The 18,187-nt window shown below is 69.4% G+C and carries 17 protein-coding genes and 1 pseudogene; 7 read left to right on the plus strand and 11 right to left on the minus strand.

Annotated elements, in window-relative coordinates; genetic code table 11:
- Positions 1-146: 146 nt before the first annotated feature.
- The 4 genes from ACT3S3_RS09725 to ACT3S3_RS09740 form a co-directional block, all read right to left on the minus strand.
- Positions 147-356: a CsbD family protein gene (locus ACT3S3_RS09725; RefSeq protein ID WP_301442718.1), complete on the minus strand. Its 210-nt coding sequence runs from the start codon at positions 354-356 to the stop codon at positions 147-149.
- 89 nt (positions 357-445) lie between these two features.
- A complete protein-coding gene (locus tag ACT3S3_RS09730; protein ID WP_301442717.1) occupies positions 446-1,300 on the minus strand; it encodes a 3-hydroxybutyryl-CoA dehydrogenase in 855 nt (284 codons plus the stop codon).
- Positions 1,301-1,407: 107 nt separating this feature from the next.
- On the minus strand, positions 1,408-3,228 hold the full coding sequence (locus ACT3S3_RS09735) for a BCCT family transporter (protein ID WP_301442716.1): 1,821 nt from the start codon (positions 3,226-3,228) through the stop codon (positions 1,408-1,410).
- Between the two features lie 441 nt (positions 3,229-3,669).
- Positions 3,670-4,515 carry a hypothetical protein gene (locus tag ACT3S3_RS09740; RefSeq protein WP_301442715.1) on the minus strand — a complete coding sequence of 282 codons (846 nt, stop codon included), beginning with the start codon at positions 4,513-4,515 and terminating at the stop codon, positions 3,670-3,672.
- 127 nt (positions 4,516-4,642) lie between these two features.
- On the opposite strand from ACT3S3_RS09740, the gene ACT3S3_RS09745 reads away from it, so the two are divergent.
- Positions 4,643-5,251, plus strand: coding sequence for a DUF1990 domain-containing protein (locus tag ACT3S3_RS09745; protein ID WP_301442714.1), 609 nt, complete (start codon positions 4,643-4,645; stop codon positions 5,249-5,251).
- Between the two features lie 18 nt (positions 5,252-5,269).
- Here ACT3S3_RS09745 and ACT3S3_RS09750 read toward each other — a convergent pair whose 3' ends face one another.
- Together ACT3S3_RS09750 and ACT3S3_RS09755 are read right to left on the minus strand one after the other, a co-directional pair.
- A complete protein-coding gene (locus ACT3S3_RS09750) occupies positions 5,270-6,217 on the minus strand; it encodes a D-isomer specific 2-hydroxyacid dehydrogenase family protein (protein ID WP_301442713.1) in 948 nt (315 codons plus the stop codon).
- 83 nt (positions 6,218-6,300) lie between these two features.
- Positions 6,301-7,098 carry a hypothetical protein gene (locus ACT3S3_RS09755; RefSeq protein ID WP_301442712.1) on the minus strand — a complete coding sequence of 266 codons (798 nt, stop codon included), beginning with the start codon at positions 7,096-7,098 and terminating at the stop codon, positions 6,301-6,303.
- A 309-nt stretch (positions 7,099-7,407) separates the two neighbouring features.
- On the opposite strand from ACT3S3_RS09755, the gene ACT3S3_RS09760 reads away from it, so the two are divergent.
- Together ACT3S3_RS09760 and ACT3S3_RS09765 are read left to right on the plus strand one after the other, a co-directional pair.
- The gene (locus ACT3S3_RS09760; RefSeq protein ID WP_301442711.1) at positions 7,408-7,695 is read left to right on the plus strand and encodes a hypothetical protein; all 288 of its coding nucleotides are present in this window, start codon (positions 7,408-7,410) and stop codon (positions 7,693-7,695) included.
- 86 nt (positions 7,696-7,781) lie between these two features.
- Entirely contained in the window at positions 7,782-8,264 is a 483-nt protein-coding gene (locus tag ACT3S3_RS09765; RefSeq protein ID WP_444626720.1) for a GNAT family N-acetyltransferase, read from the plus strand.
- A 13-nt stretch (positions 8,265-8,277) separates the two neighbouring features.
- Here ACT3S3_RS09765 and ACT3S3_RS09770 read toward each other — a convergent pair whose 3' ends face one another.
- Entirely contained in the window at positions 8,278-9,141 is an 864-nt protein-coding gene (locus tag ACT3S3_RS09770; protein ID WP_301442709.1) for a CoA transferase, read from the minus strand.
- A 26-nt stretch (positions 9,142-9,167) separates the two neighbouring features.
- Positions 9,168-9,323: a hypothetical protein gene (locus ACT3S3_RS09775; RefSeq protein WP_301442708.1), complete on the minus strand. Its 156-nt coding sequence runs from the start codon at positions 9,321-9,323 to the stop codon at positions 9,168-9,170.
- 179 nt (positions 9,324-9,502) lie between these two features.
- Here ACT3S3_RS09775 and ACT3S3_RS09780 point away from each other — a divergent pair, with 179 nt between their 5' ends.
- Both ACT3S3_RS09780 and ACT3S3_RS09785 read left to right on the plus strand, forming a co-directional pair.
- Positions 9,503-10,348, plus strand: a complete 846-nt coding sequence (locus tag ACT3S3_RS09780) for a PTS sugar transporter subunit IIA (RefSeq protein WP_301442707.1) — start codon at positions 9,503-9,505, stop codon at positions 10,346-10,348.
- Between the two features lie 29 nt (positions 10,349-10,377).
- Positions 10,378-12,000 carry a PTS ascorbate transporter subunit IIC gene (locus ACT3S3_RS09785; RefSeq protein ID WP_301442706.1) on the plus strand — a complete coding sequence of 541 codons (1,623 nt, stop codon included), beginning with the start codon at positions 10,378-10,380 and terminating at the stop codon, positions 11,998-12,000.
- A 22-nt stretch (positions 12,001-12,022) separates the two neighbouring features.
- Here the strand turns inward: ACT3S3_RS09785 and ACT3S3_RS09790 are convergent.
- A pseudogene (locus ACT3S3_RS09790) lies at positions 12,023-12,780 on the minus strand (DNA alkylation repair protein).
- Positions 12,781-12,820: 40 nt separating this feature from the next.
- Positions 12,821-14,644 (minus strand): alkaline phosphatase D family protein, encoded by a 1,824-nt coding sequence (locus ACT3S3_RS09795; protein ID WP_441579472.1) that lies wholly within the window; start codon positions 14,642-14,644, stop codon positions 12,821-12,823.
- A 211-nt stretch (positions 14,645-14,855) separates the two neighbouring features.
- Here ACT3S3_RS09795 and ACT3S3_RS09800 point away from each other — a divergent pair, with 211 nt between their 5' ends.
- Positions 14,856-15,938 carry a bile acid:sodium symporter family protein gene (locus tag ACT3S3_RS09800; protein ID WP_441579471.1) on the plus strand — a complete coding sequence of 361 codons (1,083 nt, stop codon included), beginning with the start codon at positions 14,856-14,858 and terminating at the stop codon, positions 15,936-15,938.
- Here ACT3S3_RS09800 and ACT3S3_RS09805 read toward each other — a convergent pair.
- A complete protein-coding gene (locus ACT3S3_RS09805) occupies positions 15,920-16,579 on the minus strand; it encodes a hypothetical protein (protein WP_441579470.1) in 660 nt (219 codons plus the stop codon). The two genes, ACT3S3_RS09800 and ACT3S3_RS09805, sit on opposite strands and share 19 nt — an antisense overlap.
- Before the next feature lie 164 nt (positions 16,580-16,743).
- Between ACT3S3_RS09805 and ACT3S3_RS09810 the strand changes: the two genes are divergently transcribed.
- Positions 16,744-18,150, plus strand: a complete 1,407-nt coding sequence (locus tag ACT3S3_RS09810; protein ID WP_301443660.1) for an MFS transporter — start codon at positions 16,744-16,746, stop codon at positions 18,148-18,150.
- Positions 18,151-18,187: the final 37 nt, after the last annotated feature.

An 18,187-nucleotide genomic window follows, 5' to 3' on the forward strand; every position in this document is an offset into this window, starting at 1 on the left:
TGGGATGGCTGAATCACCGGGTTCACCATCCCACGCTCGATCTTCGCCCCTGTTCCGGCGGTGCACATGAGCGAACCCCTCCACCGTTCCCGTGCGGGAGGTGGAGGGGTCCGCGTCTACAGCGTGACGCCGGGGAGGGTCAAGGACTAGTTGTCCTTGAACTTCCCGATGACCTCGTTGGCCTTGTCGGTCGCCTTCTCCTTGACGTCCTCGAACTTCTGCTTCGCATCGGACTTGACCTGGTCGGCCTTGCCCTCGTTCTTGAGGTCGTCGTTACCGGCGGCGCCGCCGGCAGCTTCCTTGGCCTGGCCTGCTGCGTCCTCGGCCTTGTTCTTGATGTCGTCGATCCCTGACATTAAAGCTCTCCTTCGCTGTTGACGTAAAAAGGCTTGCGGGCACGAGCATAGTGAAATCCGTCGCGCCGTGCAGGGACCCCCGGGGGTATCTATGCGTAGTCGTAGAAACCCTTGCCGGACTTGCGTCCGACGTGTCCGGCCTGCACCATGCGGCGCAGCAGCGGCGGGCAGGCGTAGGACGGGTCGCCGAACTCCTCGAGCATCACGTCGGCGATGAACGCACAGGTGTCGAGGCCGACCATGTCCGCCAGGGTCAGCGGGCCCATCGGGTGGTTCGCACCGAGCTTCATGCCGGTGTCGATGTCCTCCTTGGTTGCCACGCCCTGCTCCACCATGCGCACCGCCGAGAGCAGGTAGGGCACCAGGAGGAAGTTCACGATGAACCCGGAGCGGTCCTGCGCCTGGATCGCGGACTTGCCCAGCACCTCGGTGGCGTAGGTGCGTGCGGTCTCCACGGTGGACTCGTCGGTCGTCAGGGCCGGGATGACCTCGACGAGCGGGAGCACCGGGACCGGGTTGAAGAAGTGCAGGCCGATGACACGGCCGGGGTTCTCGGTGGCCGAGGCGATGGCCTGGATCGGCAGCGAGGAGGTGTTGGAGCACAGCGGGGCGCTCTTGTCCTCGACGATGGCGTCGAGCTTGGCGAAGACGTCCTTCTTGATCGCCTCGTTCTCGATGATCGCCTCCATGACCAGTTCACGGTCGGCGAAGTCCTCCAGGGCGGTGGTGAAGGTCAGGCGTGCCAGCGCGGCGTCGCGGTCCTGCTCGCTGAGCTTGCCGCGGTCGACGGCCTTGGCCAGCGACTTCTCGATCTTGGACTTGCCGAAGTCGAGGGCCTCCTGCTTGCCCTCCCAGACCAGGACGTCGCTGCCGGCCTTGGCCGCGACCTCGGCGATTCCGCCGCCCATCTGACCTGCCCCGATGACGCCTACACGCTGAACCATGGTGTTCTCCTTCATGCTCGTGAGAGCTGTCGTTCCTGCACTTGCGTATATGGTTATGTCTACATAGTGTAACCCGGCTCACGGTCGGCGGCGAACCGCGACCGGCGTCACCCCGGTCGCCCGCCCGAACCGTCCGGACCCTCCGGACCGTCCTGCGCGTCCTGAGTCTCCCCCAGCGCGTCGTAGTCCTCGGGATCGGCGTCGCCGATGCCGCCGACGACCCCGACGTCACCGGCGATGATCACGCTGCCGGGGACGATGAGGTTGCCGTCGGCGTCGTAGGACGCCCGGGGCAGCTCCTCACCGTCGTCGTCGTAGCCGGGTGCCGGCTTGCTCTCGTTCTCCTCCAACGCCTCCGGCGAGTCGGTCTTGTCCCACTGGCGGGTCACCGGCTCCGGCCGGGCGTGGAAGTCGTTGTTCATTCCCTTGAGCAGTGAGTACATCATCACGAAGAACATCAGGAAGAACGGCAGCCCGATGATGATCGACACCTCCTGCAAGGCCTCGATCCCGGCGTCCGGCGACATGACCAGGATCGCCGCGGCCACCGCACCGATCGACACCGCCCACAGCACCCGCTGGTAGGTCGGTGTCACGTTCTCCTCCCCCACGGCGAACATGTCGGTCACCAACGCCGAGGAGTCGATGGAGGTGACGAAGAAGATCGCCACGACCACCAGTGCGAAACCGCTGACCAGGGTGCTCCACGGCATGGTCTCCAGCAGGATGAACAGGGAGGACGCCGCGTCGCCGTCCTCGACGACCGGCCCCGACAGGCTCCCCGGGTTCGTGCGCTCGGCGTTCAGGCCGGCGTAGCCGAACACGGCGAACCAGATCAGGATGAACAGGGCGGGCAGCACCAGTACGCCGCCGACGAACTCCCGGACCGTCCTGCCCTTGGAGATCCGGGCGACGAACATGCCGATGAACGGCGACCAGCAGATCGTCCACGCCCAGTAGAAGACCGTCCAGGTGCCCTGCCAGCCCTCACGGGTGATCTGGTCGGCGTCCGACCAGAACATCAGTCTCGGCAGCCACTCGGCGTAGAGCGAGGCGGTGTCCATGGTGCCGCGCAGCAACAGCAACGTGGGCCCGGCGACGAGCACGAAGACGAGCAGCACCACCGCCATCACGATGTTGATGTTCGACAGGTTCTTGATGCCCTTGTCCAGGCCCGCGGCCACCGACCAGCAGGCGGCGCCGACGATGACCACGATGATGCCCACCAGCAGCAGGGTGGAACCCTCGATCCCGAACACGGTGCCCAGGCCGGACTCGATCTGCAACGTGCCCAGGCCCAGGGACACGGCGATGCCGAAGACGGTGCCGATGATGGCCAGCGCGTCGATGAGCTTGCCCGGCCAGGAGTAGATCGCCCCGCCGAGGATCGGCGCGAACACCGAGGACACCCGCGGCGGGAGGTTCCGCTTGTAGATGAAGTAGCCCAAGGCCAGTCCCGGCAGGGCGAAGATCACCCACATGTGGATGCCGAAGTGGTACATCGTGAAGCCCATGGCCTCGTTCACGGCCTCGTGGGACATCGGTTCGGCGTCCTGCATGGGCACGTTCACCGCGTGGTTGATCGGTTCGGCCACACCCCAGAACATCAGGACGCTGCCGAGACCGCCGGCGAAGAGCATGGCGAACCAGCTCTTCAGCGAGTACTCCGGTTTCTGCCCGTCGGGGCCCAGGCGCATGCGTCCGAAGTGGCTGAACGCCACGGCGATGAGGAAGAGCAGGGCGATGGTCACCCCGCCGATGTAGAGCCAGTTGAGGTTCGTCATCAGCCACTCGGAGACCACCGCGAAGTTGTCGCGGGCACTGTCGCCGAAGATCACGCACACCGCGACGAACACCACGATGAACCCGGCCGAGACCCAGAGGATCAGCGGGTCCGGACCGCGCCTGGCTCCGCTGCTTTCGTCCACCCCCTCCCCTGACGCGCCGCGTGTCGACTGACTGGCAGGTGAGCTGTCGGTCGCTGAACTGTCGGTCGGGGAAGTCACATCAATTCCGGTTCCTCCGGGGACACCGGCCGATCAGGGCACCGTTGTTCCCGGATGGTTGAGGTCGTGTGGACAACGTGGCATCCGAGTGTACATAGGGGGCCAAAACCCGGCCGTGCGTACGCAGACACAGATGACCCCCGGCTCCTGACGAACCGGGGGTCATCTGCTGACGTTTCAAGAGGAGAATGCTCAGCTACCGAATACGGAGTCCTTTCGCGACGGCAATTCTGGATATCACCTCGCCATCTGTGGTGGCGATGTCTCCGACACTACGATCGCAGTCTTGGAGTTTCCTGACAGCCCACTGGAGCGTCCTTCAGAGGTGACTCCGGAAAATTCGGGAGAACGGCAACGAAAAGGTCACGCCCCGACGGCCGGGAGGTGCTCACGGGTCCCGTCGAAGGTGTTGAACAGCACCGGGGTGCCGTTGGACAGGGCACCGACGATGTGGCGCTTGCCGTCGGCACCGGCGACGTGCAGCGGGCTTCCGGAGTCACCGCTGATCGCCGGGATCAGGGCGGTGATCTCCTGGGAGTCGGTGTTCACCGCCAGGACCGGCCCGCAGGTGCGCCCGGACATCGTGCCGTCCTTGCAGACGATGGAGCCGACGAGGTTCTGGGTCACCGGGACCGGGTCGCCGAGGGGCTGGCTGTGGCCACGCAGCGCGTCGTCGAGCACCGGGATGCCCGTGTGCGCGGTACTGGAGACCTCCCCGTCATTCGGGGTGACCGACTCGTCGAGACGGAACCAGCCCACGTCGTCGAGTCCGGCGTAGGGGTCGAAGGGGTTGGCCTCGCCGCCGAGCTCCACACCGCCGGCGGCGATGTCCTCGGCGTCGGCGAGCAGCTGCCCGGAGTCGGTGGAGACCTTCACCACCGGCGAGCCGATCTCCGCCTCGCTGAGGCAGTGCCCGGCGGTCACACCGTAGAACGTGCCGTCCTTCTCGACGACGGAGTTCAGGGTGCACAGCGCCTCGGAGCCGTCGCCCAAGGTGAGCACGATGCCGGCGCCGGCGTGGGTCGAGGTCTGCGCGCCCGCCACCGCCGGCGCCACGACGGTGGTCCCGCCGGTCACCAGCGCGACCGCCATCGCCCCGGCGGACAGGACGCGTCCTGCCTTGCGCCCCGAGAAGAGTTTCGGGATGCGGCTCAGGGCACGGCTCGAACGGGTTCCGGAGTTCCCGGCTGACTCGGTTGTTACGGGCATGCTCGATCTTCCTTCGCTGTGGCAGGGAGGATGTACGTGGGGCATTGTAGCCGGTGTCGCCGAAAAATGCTCTCCACCGAGAAACTACCGGGGCACGGGAGCATGCCGTGTCGGTAGCCTCGGGGGAATGCGACTGCGCCTCCCGTCCTCCCCACCCCGACCGCCCGACCGCGCACTGTCGGAACGCGACCTCACCTACCCCGGCGAGTTCCGCGGACTGTCCGCCTCGGTGCACGACCTCGACGGCCACTCCGGGGTAGCCGACCGCCTGGAGCACCAGGGGTTCCACTGCCTGAGCACCAGCCGGGTCATCGGGCACGGCAAGGACGACCACGCCCGCGCGCTCGACAACCTGCTGGGAGGGCGGGCGCACCGGCTGGCCGGCGCACCGCTGCACCGCGCCGGAACACCGCTGGACGACACCGCGCCGATGGCGGTCGGCGACGTCGTGACGGTGACCCCGGGCCGCGGCCTGCTCACCCCGCTGGACTCGCCGTGCCTGGTCCTCACCGCCGGGCCGGACTCCCTTGTCTACGGCACCCTGCCGGGTCACGTGGAGTGCGGCGAGGAGGCCTTCACCGTGACCCTGCACTCCGACGGCACGGTCACCGCCACCGTCAGCGCGTTCTCCCGGCCCGGCACCCTGCTGACCAGGTTGGGTGGCCCGGTGGGTCGCCGCGTCCAGGCCCGGATGGCGAACGCCTACGTGCGCGGGATCGCCGCGCAGCGACCCTAGCCTCCGGTCAGTAGCCCTTTAGTAGCCCTTCGACGGGTCAATCTCGGTGGGCATGCGCTCCCCGGAGAGGAAGGCGCGGTAGTTGTCGACGGTGGGCCCGGCGAGCTGGGCGTCCATCGAGGCGCGGGTGTTCGCCGAGTGCGTCGTGATCGTCACGTTGTCCATCTCCCACAGCGGGTGCCCGTCCGGCAGCGGCTCGGGGTCGGTGACGTCGAGTCCCGCGCCGCCGAGCTGCCCGGACTCCAGGGCAGCGACGAGGTCGTCGGTGACCACGACCGGCCCCCGTGCGACGTTGACCACGGTCGCCCCGGGACGGAAGGACGCGAACAGGTCGGCGTCGAACAGGCCGCGGGTGGCGTCCGTCAGCGGGACGGCGACGACGGTGTGGTCGGCGGCCGCCACGGCGTCCGACACCTGCTCGATCGGCAGCGTGCGCTCCGCCCCGTCCACCGGGTTCCCGGTGCGGTTGACCGCGATGACCGACGCCCCGAAGGGGGCGAGCATCTCGATGAGGTGCCGGCCGATGCCGCCGGCGCCGACGACCGCCACGGTGGTGCCGTGCAGCCACCGGGTGTTGTCGTCGACCTCACGCCACACCGACCAGCTGGCCGCCCGGGCGATCCTCTTGTGCATGTGGGTGACCGACAGGAGCAGCGCCATCGCGCTCTCGGCGACCTGGCGTCCGTACACCCCGGACGCGTTCGTCCAGCGGCGGTCGCCCTGCGCGCCGGCGTCGATGACGTCCTGCTTGAAGAAGCCCTCGATACCGGCCTGGCACAGCTGCACCCACTTCACCCGGTCGGGCAGCGTGGGGAAGTCCGCGGGGGCCACACCGTGGCAGATGAAGGCGTCGGCCTCGGCGAGGTCGTCGACCATCACCGCGCCAGCGTCCTCCAGTGCCGCGCGGGTCTGCGGCAGGGGGAACGTGGAGGTGAAGATGTTCAGGGGTGATGCTTGTCGGCTCATGCAACAATTCATACCTGCCACCCCCGGTGCCGTGCCCGGGCACGGGGGTGGGCCCGGTCAGGCCCGCTGGTCAGGCCCGCTGGTCAGGGCAGCTGGTCACGGAACTGGTCCAGGGTGTCGTTGAGCTGGTCCATGACATCCGGGTCCAGGCTCGGCAGGTCCGGCAGATTGCTGGGCAGGTCCTCGAGGTCCGTGGGGATCTCGATGTCGCTGGGAAGTTCGATGTCGCTGGGCAGCTGGAGCCCCGGTGACGACGGTTCGCCACCGTCGTTGTCCTGGTTGTCCTCGTTGCCCTGGGTCTCCTCCGGTGTCTGCTGCGTGGTGGTCGTCGGGGCGGTCGCCCCGTCCCCGCTGCGGTTGAAGACGAACGTCACCAACGCCAGCACGATCGCGACCAGTGCGGCGACGACGAGCACGATGACGGCGAGCTTGCCGCCACGCTTCTTCCCGCCGCCGTTGTCGTCGGGCTGCCCCGCCCCGAACTGCGGCTCACCGTACTGCTGCTGGTCGTAGGGCTGCTGGTCGTACTGCTGCTGAGCGTAGGGGTCACCGTAGTACTGCTGCTGGTCGTACTGGGGCTGACCGTACTGCGGCTGCCCGTACTGGTCGGCGGGCTGACCGGGCCGGATGACCTGCGTCTCGTCCTCGTTGCCGTACTGGTACTGCGGAGGCTGGGGTGACTGGGGCGACTGGGGCGGTTGCGCACCGGCGCCGCCGTTCCACACCGTCGTCGGGTTCTCGTCCGCGGGAACGTCCTGCCCGTTTCCGTCCTGCCGGGGCCGGCCCGCGGGGTCCCAGGCCGTGGTCGGGGTCTCGTCCCCCTGCCACTCGCCGTCATCCGGCGTACCCCATCGACCGTTCGAGCGACCGTCCGAACTCATGGCCGTGTCCTTTCCTCGTGGGATCCTCATGGGCACGGTCATTGCCACCGGCCCGGTCCAGGCTCACAGGGTACCGCGCCGAGGCGCGGACACGGGCACCGAACACCGCACCGGTCGGCCTCAGGGCCGCCCCCGGTGCGTGCGGGGTGGGGCACGGGAAAAGGGCCGGTCCCGCGTTCCGGACGCACCTGCGGGGTTGCCCGTGTACCGATGCGCAGGTCCGACCAACTATGCTCATGGACGAGTACCCCACGGGAGGACGTGACTACCTCCCGCTGATCCACCGCTGACTCACTCAGGAGAGATGAGATGACCCGCACCCGCCGGACCACCGCCCTGCTCGCTGCCGCCGTTCTGGCGCTGGGGGCGACCGCCTGCCAGCCGCCGAGCGAGAACGACAGCGAACGAACCGCCCCCTCGACCGAGGTCACCCCGGACAGCGGCTACGAGGGCGCCGGCGTTCCGTCGAGTTCCTCCGCCTCCTCCAGCGAGGAGCCCTCCGAGGGCGCGACGGTCTACGGCACCGACGGCGAGCCGGAGACCGTCGGCGACACCGAGCCCTACGCCCCGGGCGCCCAGTCCTCCCCCGTCTCATAGGCGTCTGCGACTGCTCCTTCACCGGCGGTGACGTCCCGGCCCCCGCACGACTGGCGGGCAGGCGGGACGTCGCCGCCGTACGTGCGTTGGAACGACGTGCCGGGGAACCCTTCCGCACCGTCGGGCTCGACGTGGTCGCTGACGACGACCCTCCGGGCGTCGCGGAGCTCACCGCCGCGGTGGACGCCCACCACGTCCTCGTCGTCGACGGTGCCGGGGACGGTTTCACACACCTCGTCGCCTGGTTGTGGGTGGGGCTGGCCGACGGCGACCTCCTGATCGAGCAGGTCTCGGTGGATCCGTCGTGCCGGGGCCGACGCCTCGGCACCTGGCTCATTGCACTGGCGGTGGAGCATGCCCGCGCCCGCGGGTTCCCCGGGGTGTGCCTGACCAGTTTCGTCGACGTGCCCTGGAACGGCCCGCTCTACCGCAGTCTCGGATTCCTCCCGCTCGACGCCAGCGACCTGCGTCCCGATCTACGCCCCGACCTGCATGCCGTACGTGCCGCAGAGCAGGACGCCGGGCTGGACGTCGCACCGCGCGCCGCCTTCCGCCTCCCGCTGCGCTGAGCGGCCCCCCGTCTCAGCGCAGCGGCGCCACCGGCAGGTCGTGTTCACGGGCCCACCGACTCCAGTGCTCCAGGGTGCCGGCGGCGAAGAACTCCCGGAGATCCTCCGCGGTCACCTCGAACGCAGACTCCTCCCCCATCAGTGCTGCCAGTGCCGCGGCGAAGTGCGGTTCGATCGCCGCCACCGCCACGAAACCGTCGCTGGCCGGGTAGATCCCGTAGAGCGGGTAGCCGCCGCCCAGGATCGTCCCCGGCCCGGAGAGCCCGCACCGTGTGGACGCGGCGAAGTCGTCGACGACCCCGGACAGCGCGACCTCGACGTGGTGCCCCTGCCCGGTGCGTTGCGCCCGGAGTACCGCGGCGATGCCGTCGGCGACCGCCCGTTCGGCGCCTCCCAGATCCGCGGCCGGCAGCGTCGGCATCACCGGGACACCGTCATGCCGGGCGATCGTGCCCGCCGCAGCCTGGTAGGTCAGGTCATGCCCCGGGGTGTCCGCCGCCTCCCCGGGACTGCCGGTGATCGCCACCTGGCTCAGGTGGGGATGTCGGGCGTGCAGGTCCTCCCAGTCCAGCCCCAACGCGGCCAGCGCCCGCGGCCGGTGCGAGGTGACCAGCAGGTCAGCGTCCTGAAGAAGGGTGTGCAACCGCTCGGAGCCGGCGGTGGACTTCAGGTCCAGGGCCACCACGTCCTGGCCTGCGGCGAGGTGCGCATAGTACTCCGGGGCGACGAGCGACAGCGGGTCGCCGGACGGCGGCTCGACCTTCGTCACCGAAGCACCCAGGCCGCGCAGCCGGTGCGCGGCGACCGGGCCGGGCAGGTTCACCGCCATCGAGACGACCCTGACCCCGGCAAGCAGTTCATCGCTACTGTCATCCATGGCGGTGATGCTACGTGGGGTCGGCCTCAGGCGGTGGTGGGTTCGGGAAGAAACATGGCGCCGACCATCGCCACCACGAAACCGGCGAGGATGACCAGCCACACGGACTTCCAGTGCCGCAGCGGGAGCACCGGCAGCTCCTCCGGACGAGCGAAGACGGCCCGCTCGTCGTCGGCCAGCATCTGCCAGTTGACCCGGTAGTCCTGGTTCGTCTGCAGCCACCTCTTCAGGGTGCGCGAATCACGCCGGTTGCACAGCAGCCAGTACGCCCCTGCGTTCGAACATCCGGGCCCCGCGAGACCGCCGAAGCCCCCATTACCTAGTTTCGTTACCTACTAAGAGCAGGGATAGGATGAGTCTCATGAGCACCCTCACCTCCCTCCTGTCACAAAGCAGGATCGACCTGGATGTGACTGCCGCCGACTGGAAGACAGCCGTCGCGCACTCCGGGGAGCTCCTGGAAGACACCGGCGCGACCGACGCCGCCTACACGACCGCGATGATCGACTCGGTGATCGACAACGGCCCCTACATCGTCGTCGCCCCCGGCTTCGCCTTCGCCCACGCCCGCCCCAGCGAGGCCGTGCACGAGACCGCGATGAGCTGGGTGCGCCTGGCCGAGCCCGTGGAGTTCGGCCACGAGAAGAACGACCCGGTCACCCTCGTCGTCGCCCTGGCCGCCACCGACGCCACCACCCACACCAGCGCCATGGCGCAGCTGGCCAAGGTCGTCGGACGCAAGTCCACCCGCGCGAAGCTGGACGCCGCGCAGACCCCCGAGGAGATCCTCGCCATCCTCGACGGACGCGACGCGCCCGCGTCGGACGCCGGCACCGACAGCACTGCCGCTGCCAGCACCGCCAGCGCCGCCGGGGCGTCCTACTCGATCCCCGACGGGGAGCGCTACCCCGGCGGGAACTCGCGCAACCACATCCTCACCGTGTGCGGCAACGGGCTGGGCACCAGCCTGTTTCTGAAGAACACCACCGAGGACGTCCTCAAGCGCTGGGGCTGGGACGCGCTCGTCTCCGTGGAGGCCACCGACACCATCTCGGCGAAGGGCAAGGCGAAGGACGCCGACCTGATCCTCACCTCCGGTGAGATCGCCAAGACCCTAGGCGACCCCGGGATCCCGGTCTGGGTCGTGGAGAACTTCACCAGCCCCCGCGAGATCGACTCCGCGCTCCGCGCGCTCTACGCCCTGTAAGAACGGCCCCCTCAAAAGGAGAATCCCCCATGGACTGGTTGCTCGCCATTCCAACGTTCATCGTCAACGAGATCCTCGCCGTCCCGGCGTTCCTCATCGGTATCTTCACCGCCATCGGCCTGATCGCCATGCGCCGCAGCGCCGGGCAGGTCGCCGGCGGCGCGATCAAGGCGATCCTCGGCTTCCTGCTCATCGGTGCCGGCGCCACGCTGGTCACCGCCTCGCTCGACCCGCTCGGCGTGATGATCGAGGGCGCCACCGGCATGCACGGTGTGGTGCCCACCAACGAGGCCATCGCCGGCATCGCCCAGGAGGAGTTCGGCTCCCAGGTCGCCTGGCTGATGATCCTCGGCTACGTGGTCAGCCTGCTGTTCGCGCGCTTCACACCGCTGCGCTACGTCTTCCTGACCGGTCACCACGTGCTGTTCATGGCCACGATGATCACCATCATCCTGGTCACCGCGGACTACGCCGACTGGATCGTCGTGGGCCTGGGCGCGGTGCTGCTCGGCGTGCTGATGGTCGCCCTCCCCGCCCTGGCGCACCCCTGGACCCGCAAGGTCACCGGCGACGACTCGGTGGCCATCGGCCACTTCGGCACCGCCGGCTACATCGCCGCCGGTGCGGTGGGCAAGGCCGTCGGCGGCAAGGGCGCCAAGGCGTCGAAGTCCTCCGAGGACCTGAAGGTCCCCGAGGGCCTGCGGTTCCTGCGCGACTCCATGGTCGCCACCGCCCTGTCGATGGTGCTGATGTACCTGGTCCTGGCGATCCTCTACGTGGTGCGGGCCGGGCAGGACGAGGCCTTCGCCGCCTTCGGTGAGGACTCCGTGGCCACCGACCTGGGCAACTACCTGATGCAGGCGGTGACCCAGGGTCTGCAGTTCGGCGTGGCCGTGGCCGTGATCCTCTTCGGTGTGCGCACCATCCTCGGCGAGCTCGTGCCCGCCTTCCAGGGCATCGCCGCCAAGGTCGTCCCGGGTGCGATCCCCGCGCTCGACGCCCCGATCGTGTTCCCCTACGCGCAGAACGCCGTGCTCATCGGCTTCATCTCCAGCTTCTCCGGTGGCCTGGTCGCCCTGGTGATCCTGTCGACGTGGCTGAACCCGGCGTTCGGCGCCGCGCTGATCCTGCCCGGCCTGGTGCCGCACTTCTTCACCGGCGGTGCCGCCGGCGTGTACGGCAACGCCACCGGTGGACGCCGCGGCGCGGTGCTCGGCGCGTTCGTCAACGGTGTGATCATCACGATCCTGCCGGCGTTCCTGATCAACGTGCTCGGCGACATGTCGGGCGAGAACACCACCTTCGGCGACGCCGACTTCGGCTGGTTCGGCCTGCTCATCGGCAACGCCCCGGCCGGGGTGTGGGGCCTGGTGGTCATCGTGGCCGTGGCCGTGGCGGTCTTCGCCGCCGCCCTGGTCGTGCAGAAGAAGCTCGTCGACGGCAACTGGGACGCCGCCCCTGGCCGCTCCGCGGGCTCCTGGATCGGCGAGGGTGCCGAAGAGGGCACAGAGAACGCAGGAGACGCTGCAGGTGCCGGCGCCACCGGTGCCATGCAGGACGCCTCGGCCGGTGCGTCCGGTGCGACCGCGGCCTACTCCCGCATCGCCCCGCCCAAGGGCGCGCCCACCCCGCCGGCACCGCCGGCGGAGTAGGGTCCGCGAGCCTCCGGGGAGCCTAGCTCCCCGCCTCCTGGCGGGACACCATCTCCGCGATCCACGCCGGCGCATACGGTGACGTGCAGTTCTTCGGCGTCGGGTAGTCCTTCAACACGCCGAGGCGCTCACCGATCTCCACGGCACGCTCCCGGAAGTCCGGGTGGTTGATCCCGATCTGCGCCAGGCACTCGTTCTGCGCCCACTGCAAGGTGTCCGGACTGTCCGCCATCGTGGACTCGATCAGGTCGAGCAGGCCGGTGATTTCACCGGCCTGTTCTGCCTGTTCCTCTGTCACGGGGTCCCAGGCAGCCACCTTCTCGGTGGTCAGTGCCCAGCCGGCGGAGGCGACGGTGGGGTCGGTGGCCGGGTCGGTTTCCTCGAACCAACGCTCTCGCAGCTCGTCGACGTGCGCGCTCTTCTTCACCACGTAGCTCAGCAGCCAGGTGTGCACCTTCGGGGTGCCCGCCTGACGCAGCATCGTGTCCAGGGCGTCGGCGTCCAGCGACTTCGGACGCATCAGCAGCGTCGCCGCCAGACGGCAGGCCGAGTCCCCGGTCTCCCACAGGCCAGCGCCAGCTCGTGTTTCACCGCCGGCTTGCGCCCGGTCCCGGCCTCCTTGGCCACCGCGCGCAGCTTGGTGAGGTTCACCGCGTGGTCGTCACCGTGACGCTCGTTGACCACCAGCACAGCCGGGTCCGCCAGCGCGTCCAAGGCCTCGCGTACGTCGGCTACGGCGGTGTCGGCGGCTTCTGCCTGACTGTCGTCGGTCTCACTCATGCCGCCATCCTATTGACTCCGCCGGTCGAGCGCAGCGTCATCACTGCAGCGGTCCTGCCGCCGGCCTGGCCCCCGGGTCACCGACCCTGGTCTGCCAGCTGGTCGTGTAGGTCATCGGCGCGTCGTCCTGCAGCACCTCGCCGTGGAACCAGTCGACCTGGGTGCGGGTGGAGTCCACGTCGACGACCATCATGCCGTGGCGGGTCAGGTCCACGTACTTGTACCAGTGGTCGATCGTGGTCAGGGCGTCCTGCCCCACCCGCAGCGCCTCCTTCACCGCCGGGGCGGCGACCGGGGACGGCACGATGGCGTCGTAGGCGCTGCCCGCGGTGACGGAGGGGACGATGAACTCCGCGGCGACGACGTCCATGTCGCGGCGCAGCCGGTAGTCCGCCGCCGACGCCGGGATGTCCGCCGCCCACGAGGAGTGGATGTCGCCGGTGAGGAAGACGACGTTGAGCCCCGGCTGCGACCCCTTCGCCCGTCGCTCGGCGATGAGGTCAATGATGCGCTGACGCTCGACCATGTAGCCGTCCCACTGGTCGGTGTTGAGCGCCACCCCGTCCGGCGGCACGCCGACCTGGTCGACGAGCCAGTCGTGCACCCGCGGGTCCAGCGTATTCGGCAGGGTCATCGGGGCGAACATCACCGAGTTGCCGATGAGCTGCCACGTCGTCGAGGAGGTGGTCAGCACGTCGCCGAACCAGCCGAACTGGTCGGTGCCCATCATCGTGCGCGAGGAGTCGTTCACCGTGTTCAACGGCCCCTGCAGGTCACGGTAGGTGCGCAGGTCCGGCAGGATCAGCTCGAAGAGCCGGCCGTAGCGCAGGTGGCGGTAGAGGTGACGGTCCTCGCCGGTGTTGAAGCCCTTCCCGGCGCGCACCGGCATCCACTCGTAGTAGGCCTGGGTGGCCGCGCGGCGCACCTCGGCGTACTCCGCGGGGCCGCCGTACTCGGAGTCGCCGGTGGCGCCGTCGCGCCAGGCGTTGTCGAAGAACTCGTGGTCGTCCCAGATGCAGATCATCGGCTTGGCGGCGTGCAGGTCGGCCAGGTCGCGGTCCCGGTGGTAGTGGCCCTGGCGGATGCGGTAGCCGGTGAGGGTGCGGGTGCGTTGCGCCGGTTCCACGGTGCGCACGATCTCTCCGTAGGCCGCGCCGTACTCGCCGGAGTCGTACTCGTAGGTGTAGTCGCCGAGGTGCAGGATGAACTCCACGTCCCCGCGGTCGGCGAGTTCCCGGTAGGCACGGAAGTAGCCGGCCTCGTAGTTCGAGCAGGAGCACACCCCGAAGCGCACGTTGTCCGGCTCTGCCTCCAGCGCCGGTGAGGTGCGGGTGCGCCCCACCCGCGAGGTCGCCCCGGTGGCCGGGCCGTCGAGCACGGTGAAGCGGTAGTGCAGGTCGGTCGCCGGGGTCAGCCCGGTGACGTTGACCTTCACGGTGTGATCCACGGTGGCGTCGGTGACCTGCTCGCCGGAGGCGACGGTGGATGCACCGAATCCGGGGTCGGTGGCGACCTCCCAGCGCACCTTCGTCGGCGCGCCCGCCCCCGAGCCGGGCGTGGCCTCTGGCGTGGGGGTGACCCGGGTCCAGATCACCACGCTGTCCGGCCAGGGGTCGCCGGAGGCGACGGAGTGCAGGAAGGCGCCGGACGCACCGGACGATACAGCGTCCTGCGCGCCGCCCGGGGCGTCCTGCGCGTAGGCCTGCCCGGCGCCGCCGGCGACGGTGAACCCGGCACCGGCGACGACCGCCCCGGTGAGGAAGCGGCGGCGGGTGACACCCCCGGGTGCCGTCGCGTCCTGCGGTGTCCTGTTTCCCGGCGTCCTGATTCCCAGCGGCCTGGTCGGCACAGTCGTGTTCTCCATCTTCTCGCATCGGCAGCGGCCGTCCACCGGCTGCCTCGTCGGGAAATCACGCTATCGGCCCCCGGGGGTCGCCGCCGGGCGAGAAGAGGGTTGTCGGGGACTGTTGTCGCAGTGTTCATCCCGGGTTAACGCACGGGCCCCGTCCCAGACAGTGGGACGCAAACTGTCGCATTTTAGGATAATCATTCTGGGGCCGATACATTCGTGAAGCATGACGAGTCACGACAGAAGCTCCCCCGCTGCATCCACAGCCGCGCCCACCGCCGCACACTCCCCTGAGGCCCGGCACAAGGAGGACCGCTCCGCGGCCATCGCCGTCACCGCTTTCCCGGTGTTCATCCTCGCCGGCACACTCGCCGCCTTCCTCGCCCCGGCCGTGTTCATCCCCCTGACCGACCACATCAACCTCTTCCTCATGGTCATCATGTTCACCATGGGGCTCACGCTGACGATCCCCGACTTCAAGGTCATCGCCACCCGGCCCACCCCGGTGATCGTGGGCGTGATCGCCCAGTTCGTGATCATGCCGCTGCTGGCCATCGGCGTGGCCAAACTGCTCGGCCTCAACCCGGCGCTGGCCGTGGGACTGCTGATGCTCGGCTCGGTGCCCGGCGGCACCGCATCCAACGTGATCGCCTACCTGGCCAAGGGCGACGTCGCCGTCTCCGTCGCCATGACCAGTGTGTCCACCCTGGTCTCCCCCATCCTGACCCCGGCGTTGATGCTGCTGCTCGCCGACACCCGCACCGAGGTCGACGGTGCCGGCATGGCCCTGACCCTGGTGCAGACCGTGCTGCTGCCCGTCGTCGGTGGCCTGCTGATCCGCACCGTGCTCAACCGGTGGGTCGACAAGGTCGCCCCCGTGCTGCCGTGGCTGTCGATCCTCGGCATCGGCGGCGTGGTGTTCCCCGCGGTGGCCAACAACGCCGAACGCCTGGCCCAGGTCGGCCTGATCGTCTTCGCCGCGGTGCTGCTGCACAACCTCTGCGGCTACCTGCTGGGATACCTCACCGGACGGCTCTTCCGCCTGCCCGAGCCGGTCAACCGCACGATGGCGATCGAGATCGGCACCCAGTCCGCCGGACTGGCCTCCGGCATGGCCGGACGTTTCTTCTCCCCCGAGGCCGCGCTGCCCGGCGCCGTGGCCGCGGTGCTGCACAACATCACCGGCGCGGTCTACGCCGCGCTCGTGCGACGCCGCCCCCTGCCCGGCGAACGCGACGCGGCGCCCGGTGCAGCGACCGGTGCAGCGTCCGAGGCTTCAGTTCAGCAGACTCAGCCGACGATCTCGTAGGAGTCGGCGGTGACGCGCGCAGTCACGCCGTCGGCGGTGATCAGCGCCGCGTCCGGCTGCGTGGTGTCCACCACGAAGCGGTCGCCGACCTCGGTGACCGCACCCTCGTCGAGCGTGCCGGCCTGGTTGGGGCTCGCGGCGTTGCCCAGCAGCCCGTAGAGCTCCGGGTCGCCGCCGACACGGTAGGCGACACCGTTGGCGTCGCCGCCGCGGGTGGCCTCCCACCCGGCGTGGAAGTTCTCCGCCTGGCAGCCCCAGTCGAAGCCGTCGGCCTCCTGGCTGTCACGGAACATGCAGATCATCGAGTCCTGACCGTTCAGCGGGACGGTGTAGTCGGCCAGCTCCACACGGTTCTGCTGGGTGGCAACCTGCTCGTCGCCGGAGGACGGCGCGGGGTCCGGTGCCGGGGCGCCGTCGGCGACGGCACCGGCCGAACCATCGGTGGACGCCGCGCCCGGCGTCGGCTCCGGAGCCTCCCCGGCGTCCTGCTCGCTGGTCATGTCACCCGACAGGGCGGCGTCGGCCGGGTCGGCGCTGACCGAACCGCCGCCTTGCGCCTCCTCGACACCGGCACCGTCGTTGTCGCAGGCGGCGAGGAAGAGCCCTGCTGCGGCCGCCAGGGCGAGCCCTGCCGCGGGCAAGGTCGTGCCTCGTCGAGTTCCAGTCACATCACGCACAGGACTCATCTCCAGTATCTGTAGTTCACAGTAGTGTCACCACCACCGTGCCACACCGGTCCGGTGGCGCGCCAGAGAACGGGGTCTTCCCCGCCTCGCGCACGACCCGGGTCGTTACCATCGGAGAAATGGCCTTGTCAGTGTTCCGGGACCGCCGCGGCCCCGTCCTCGTCGCGATCATGCTGTCCTCCGCGCTCATGGCGGTGGACGCCACGGTGCTGGCCACCGCCGTGCCCAGCATCGTCGACGACCTCGGCGAATTCTCCCGTTACCCGTGGCTGTTCTCCGGGTACCTGCTCGCCCAGGCCGTCACCGTCCCGGTCTTCTCGAAACTCGCCGACACCTACGGGCGCAAACCGGTGATCCTCACCGGCATCGGCGTCTTCGTCCTCGGCTCCGCCCTCGCCGTCGCCGCCCCCTCGATGACCGTGCTCATCCTCTGCCGCATCATCCAGGGCGTCGGTGCCGGCGCGGTGCAGCCGATGGGCCAGACCATCGCCGGCGACATCTACTCCGTGCGCGAACGCGCCAAGGTGCAGGGCTACCTCGCCAGCGTGTGGGCCATCTCCTCGATGCTCGGCCCGCTGCTCGGTGGGCTGTTCTCCCAGTACGTGTCCTGGCGCTGGATCTTCGTGATCAACATCCCCCTGGGCCTGCTCGCCGCGGTGATGGTGTGGCGCAACTTCCACGAGAAGGTGGAGCGCACCCGCCACCGCATCGACGTCGAAGGTGCCCTGCTTCTCACCCTCGGGCTCACCCTGCTGCTCCTCGGGCTGCTGGAGGGCGGCGAGGCATGGTCCTGGACCTCCACCGCCTCGCTGGTCTGCTTCCTCGGCGGCGCCCTCACCCTGGCGGCGTTTGTAATGGTGGAACGCCGCGCCGCCGAACCCGTGGTGAACCTGCACCTGCTGTCGCGGCGCCTGATCGTGCACGCCGTGGTGATCTCCGCGGCCATCGGGGCGATCGTGCTCGGGCTGACCAGCTTCGTACCCACCTACCTGGAGCGCGCCGCCGGGGCCACCCCCGTCGCCGCGGGCATCGCCGTCGCCGCCCTGACCATCGCCTGGCCGCTGGCCAGCGCCAACGCCGGACGCATCTACGTCCCGCACGGCTTCCGCGCCTCGATCACGTTGGGCACCTCGATCGTGATGGTCGGTACGCTCCTGCTGCTCCTGGTGGTCGGCCAGCAGAACATCTGGCTCATCGTCGCCGTCGCCCTGGTACTGGGCGCGGGCATGGGCTTCACCGCCGCACCGAACGTGGTGGCCGCGCAGTCCTCGGTCGGCTGGTCCGAGCGCGCCGAGGTCACCGGGCTGACCATGTTCGCCCGCTCGGCGGGCAGTGCCGTGGCCGTGGCCGTCTACGGCACGGTGTCCAACGCGGTCTACTCCGGCGGCGGCTCGGTGGTCGACGCCACCACCGGGGTGTTCTACGGGGTCGTCGTCGCGGCCGTGGTCCTGCTGGTGGCGGCGTGGACGCTGCCCCGGCGGCAGGCGGGGCAGACAGGGCAGGCGGAGGAGGTGCGACCGGCCTGACACGGTGGTGCACGGCGTGACCAGTCAGCGTGACCAG

The sequence above is a fragment of the Corynebacterium sp. AOP40-4SA-5 genome (assembly GCF_052377355.1).
GTDB lineage: Bacteria > Actinomycetota > Actinomycetes > Mycobacteriales > Mycobacteriaceae > Corynebacterium.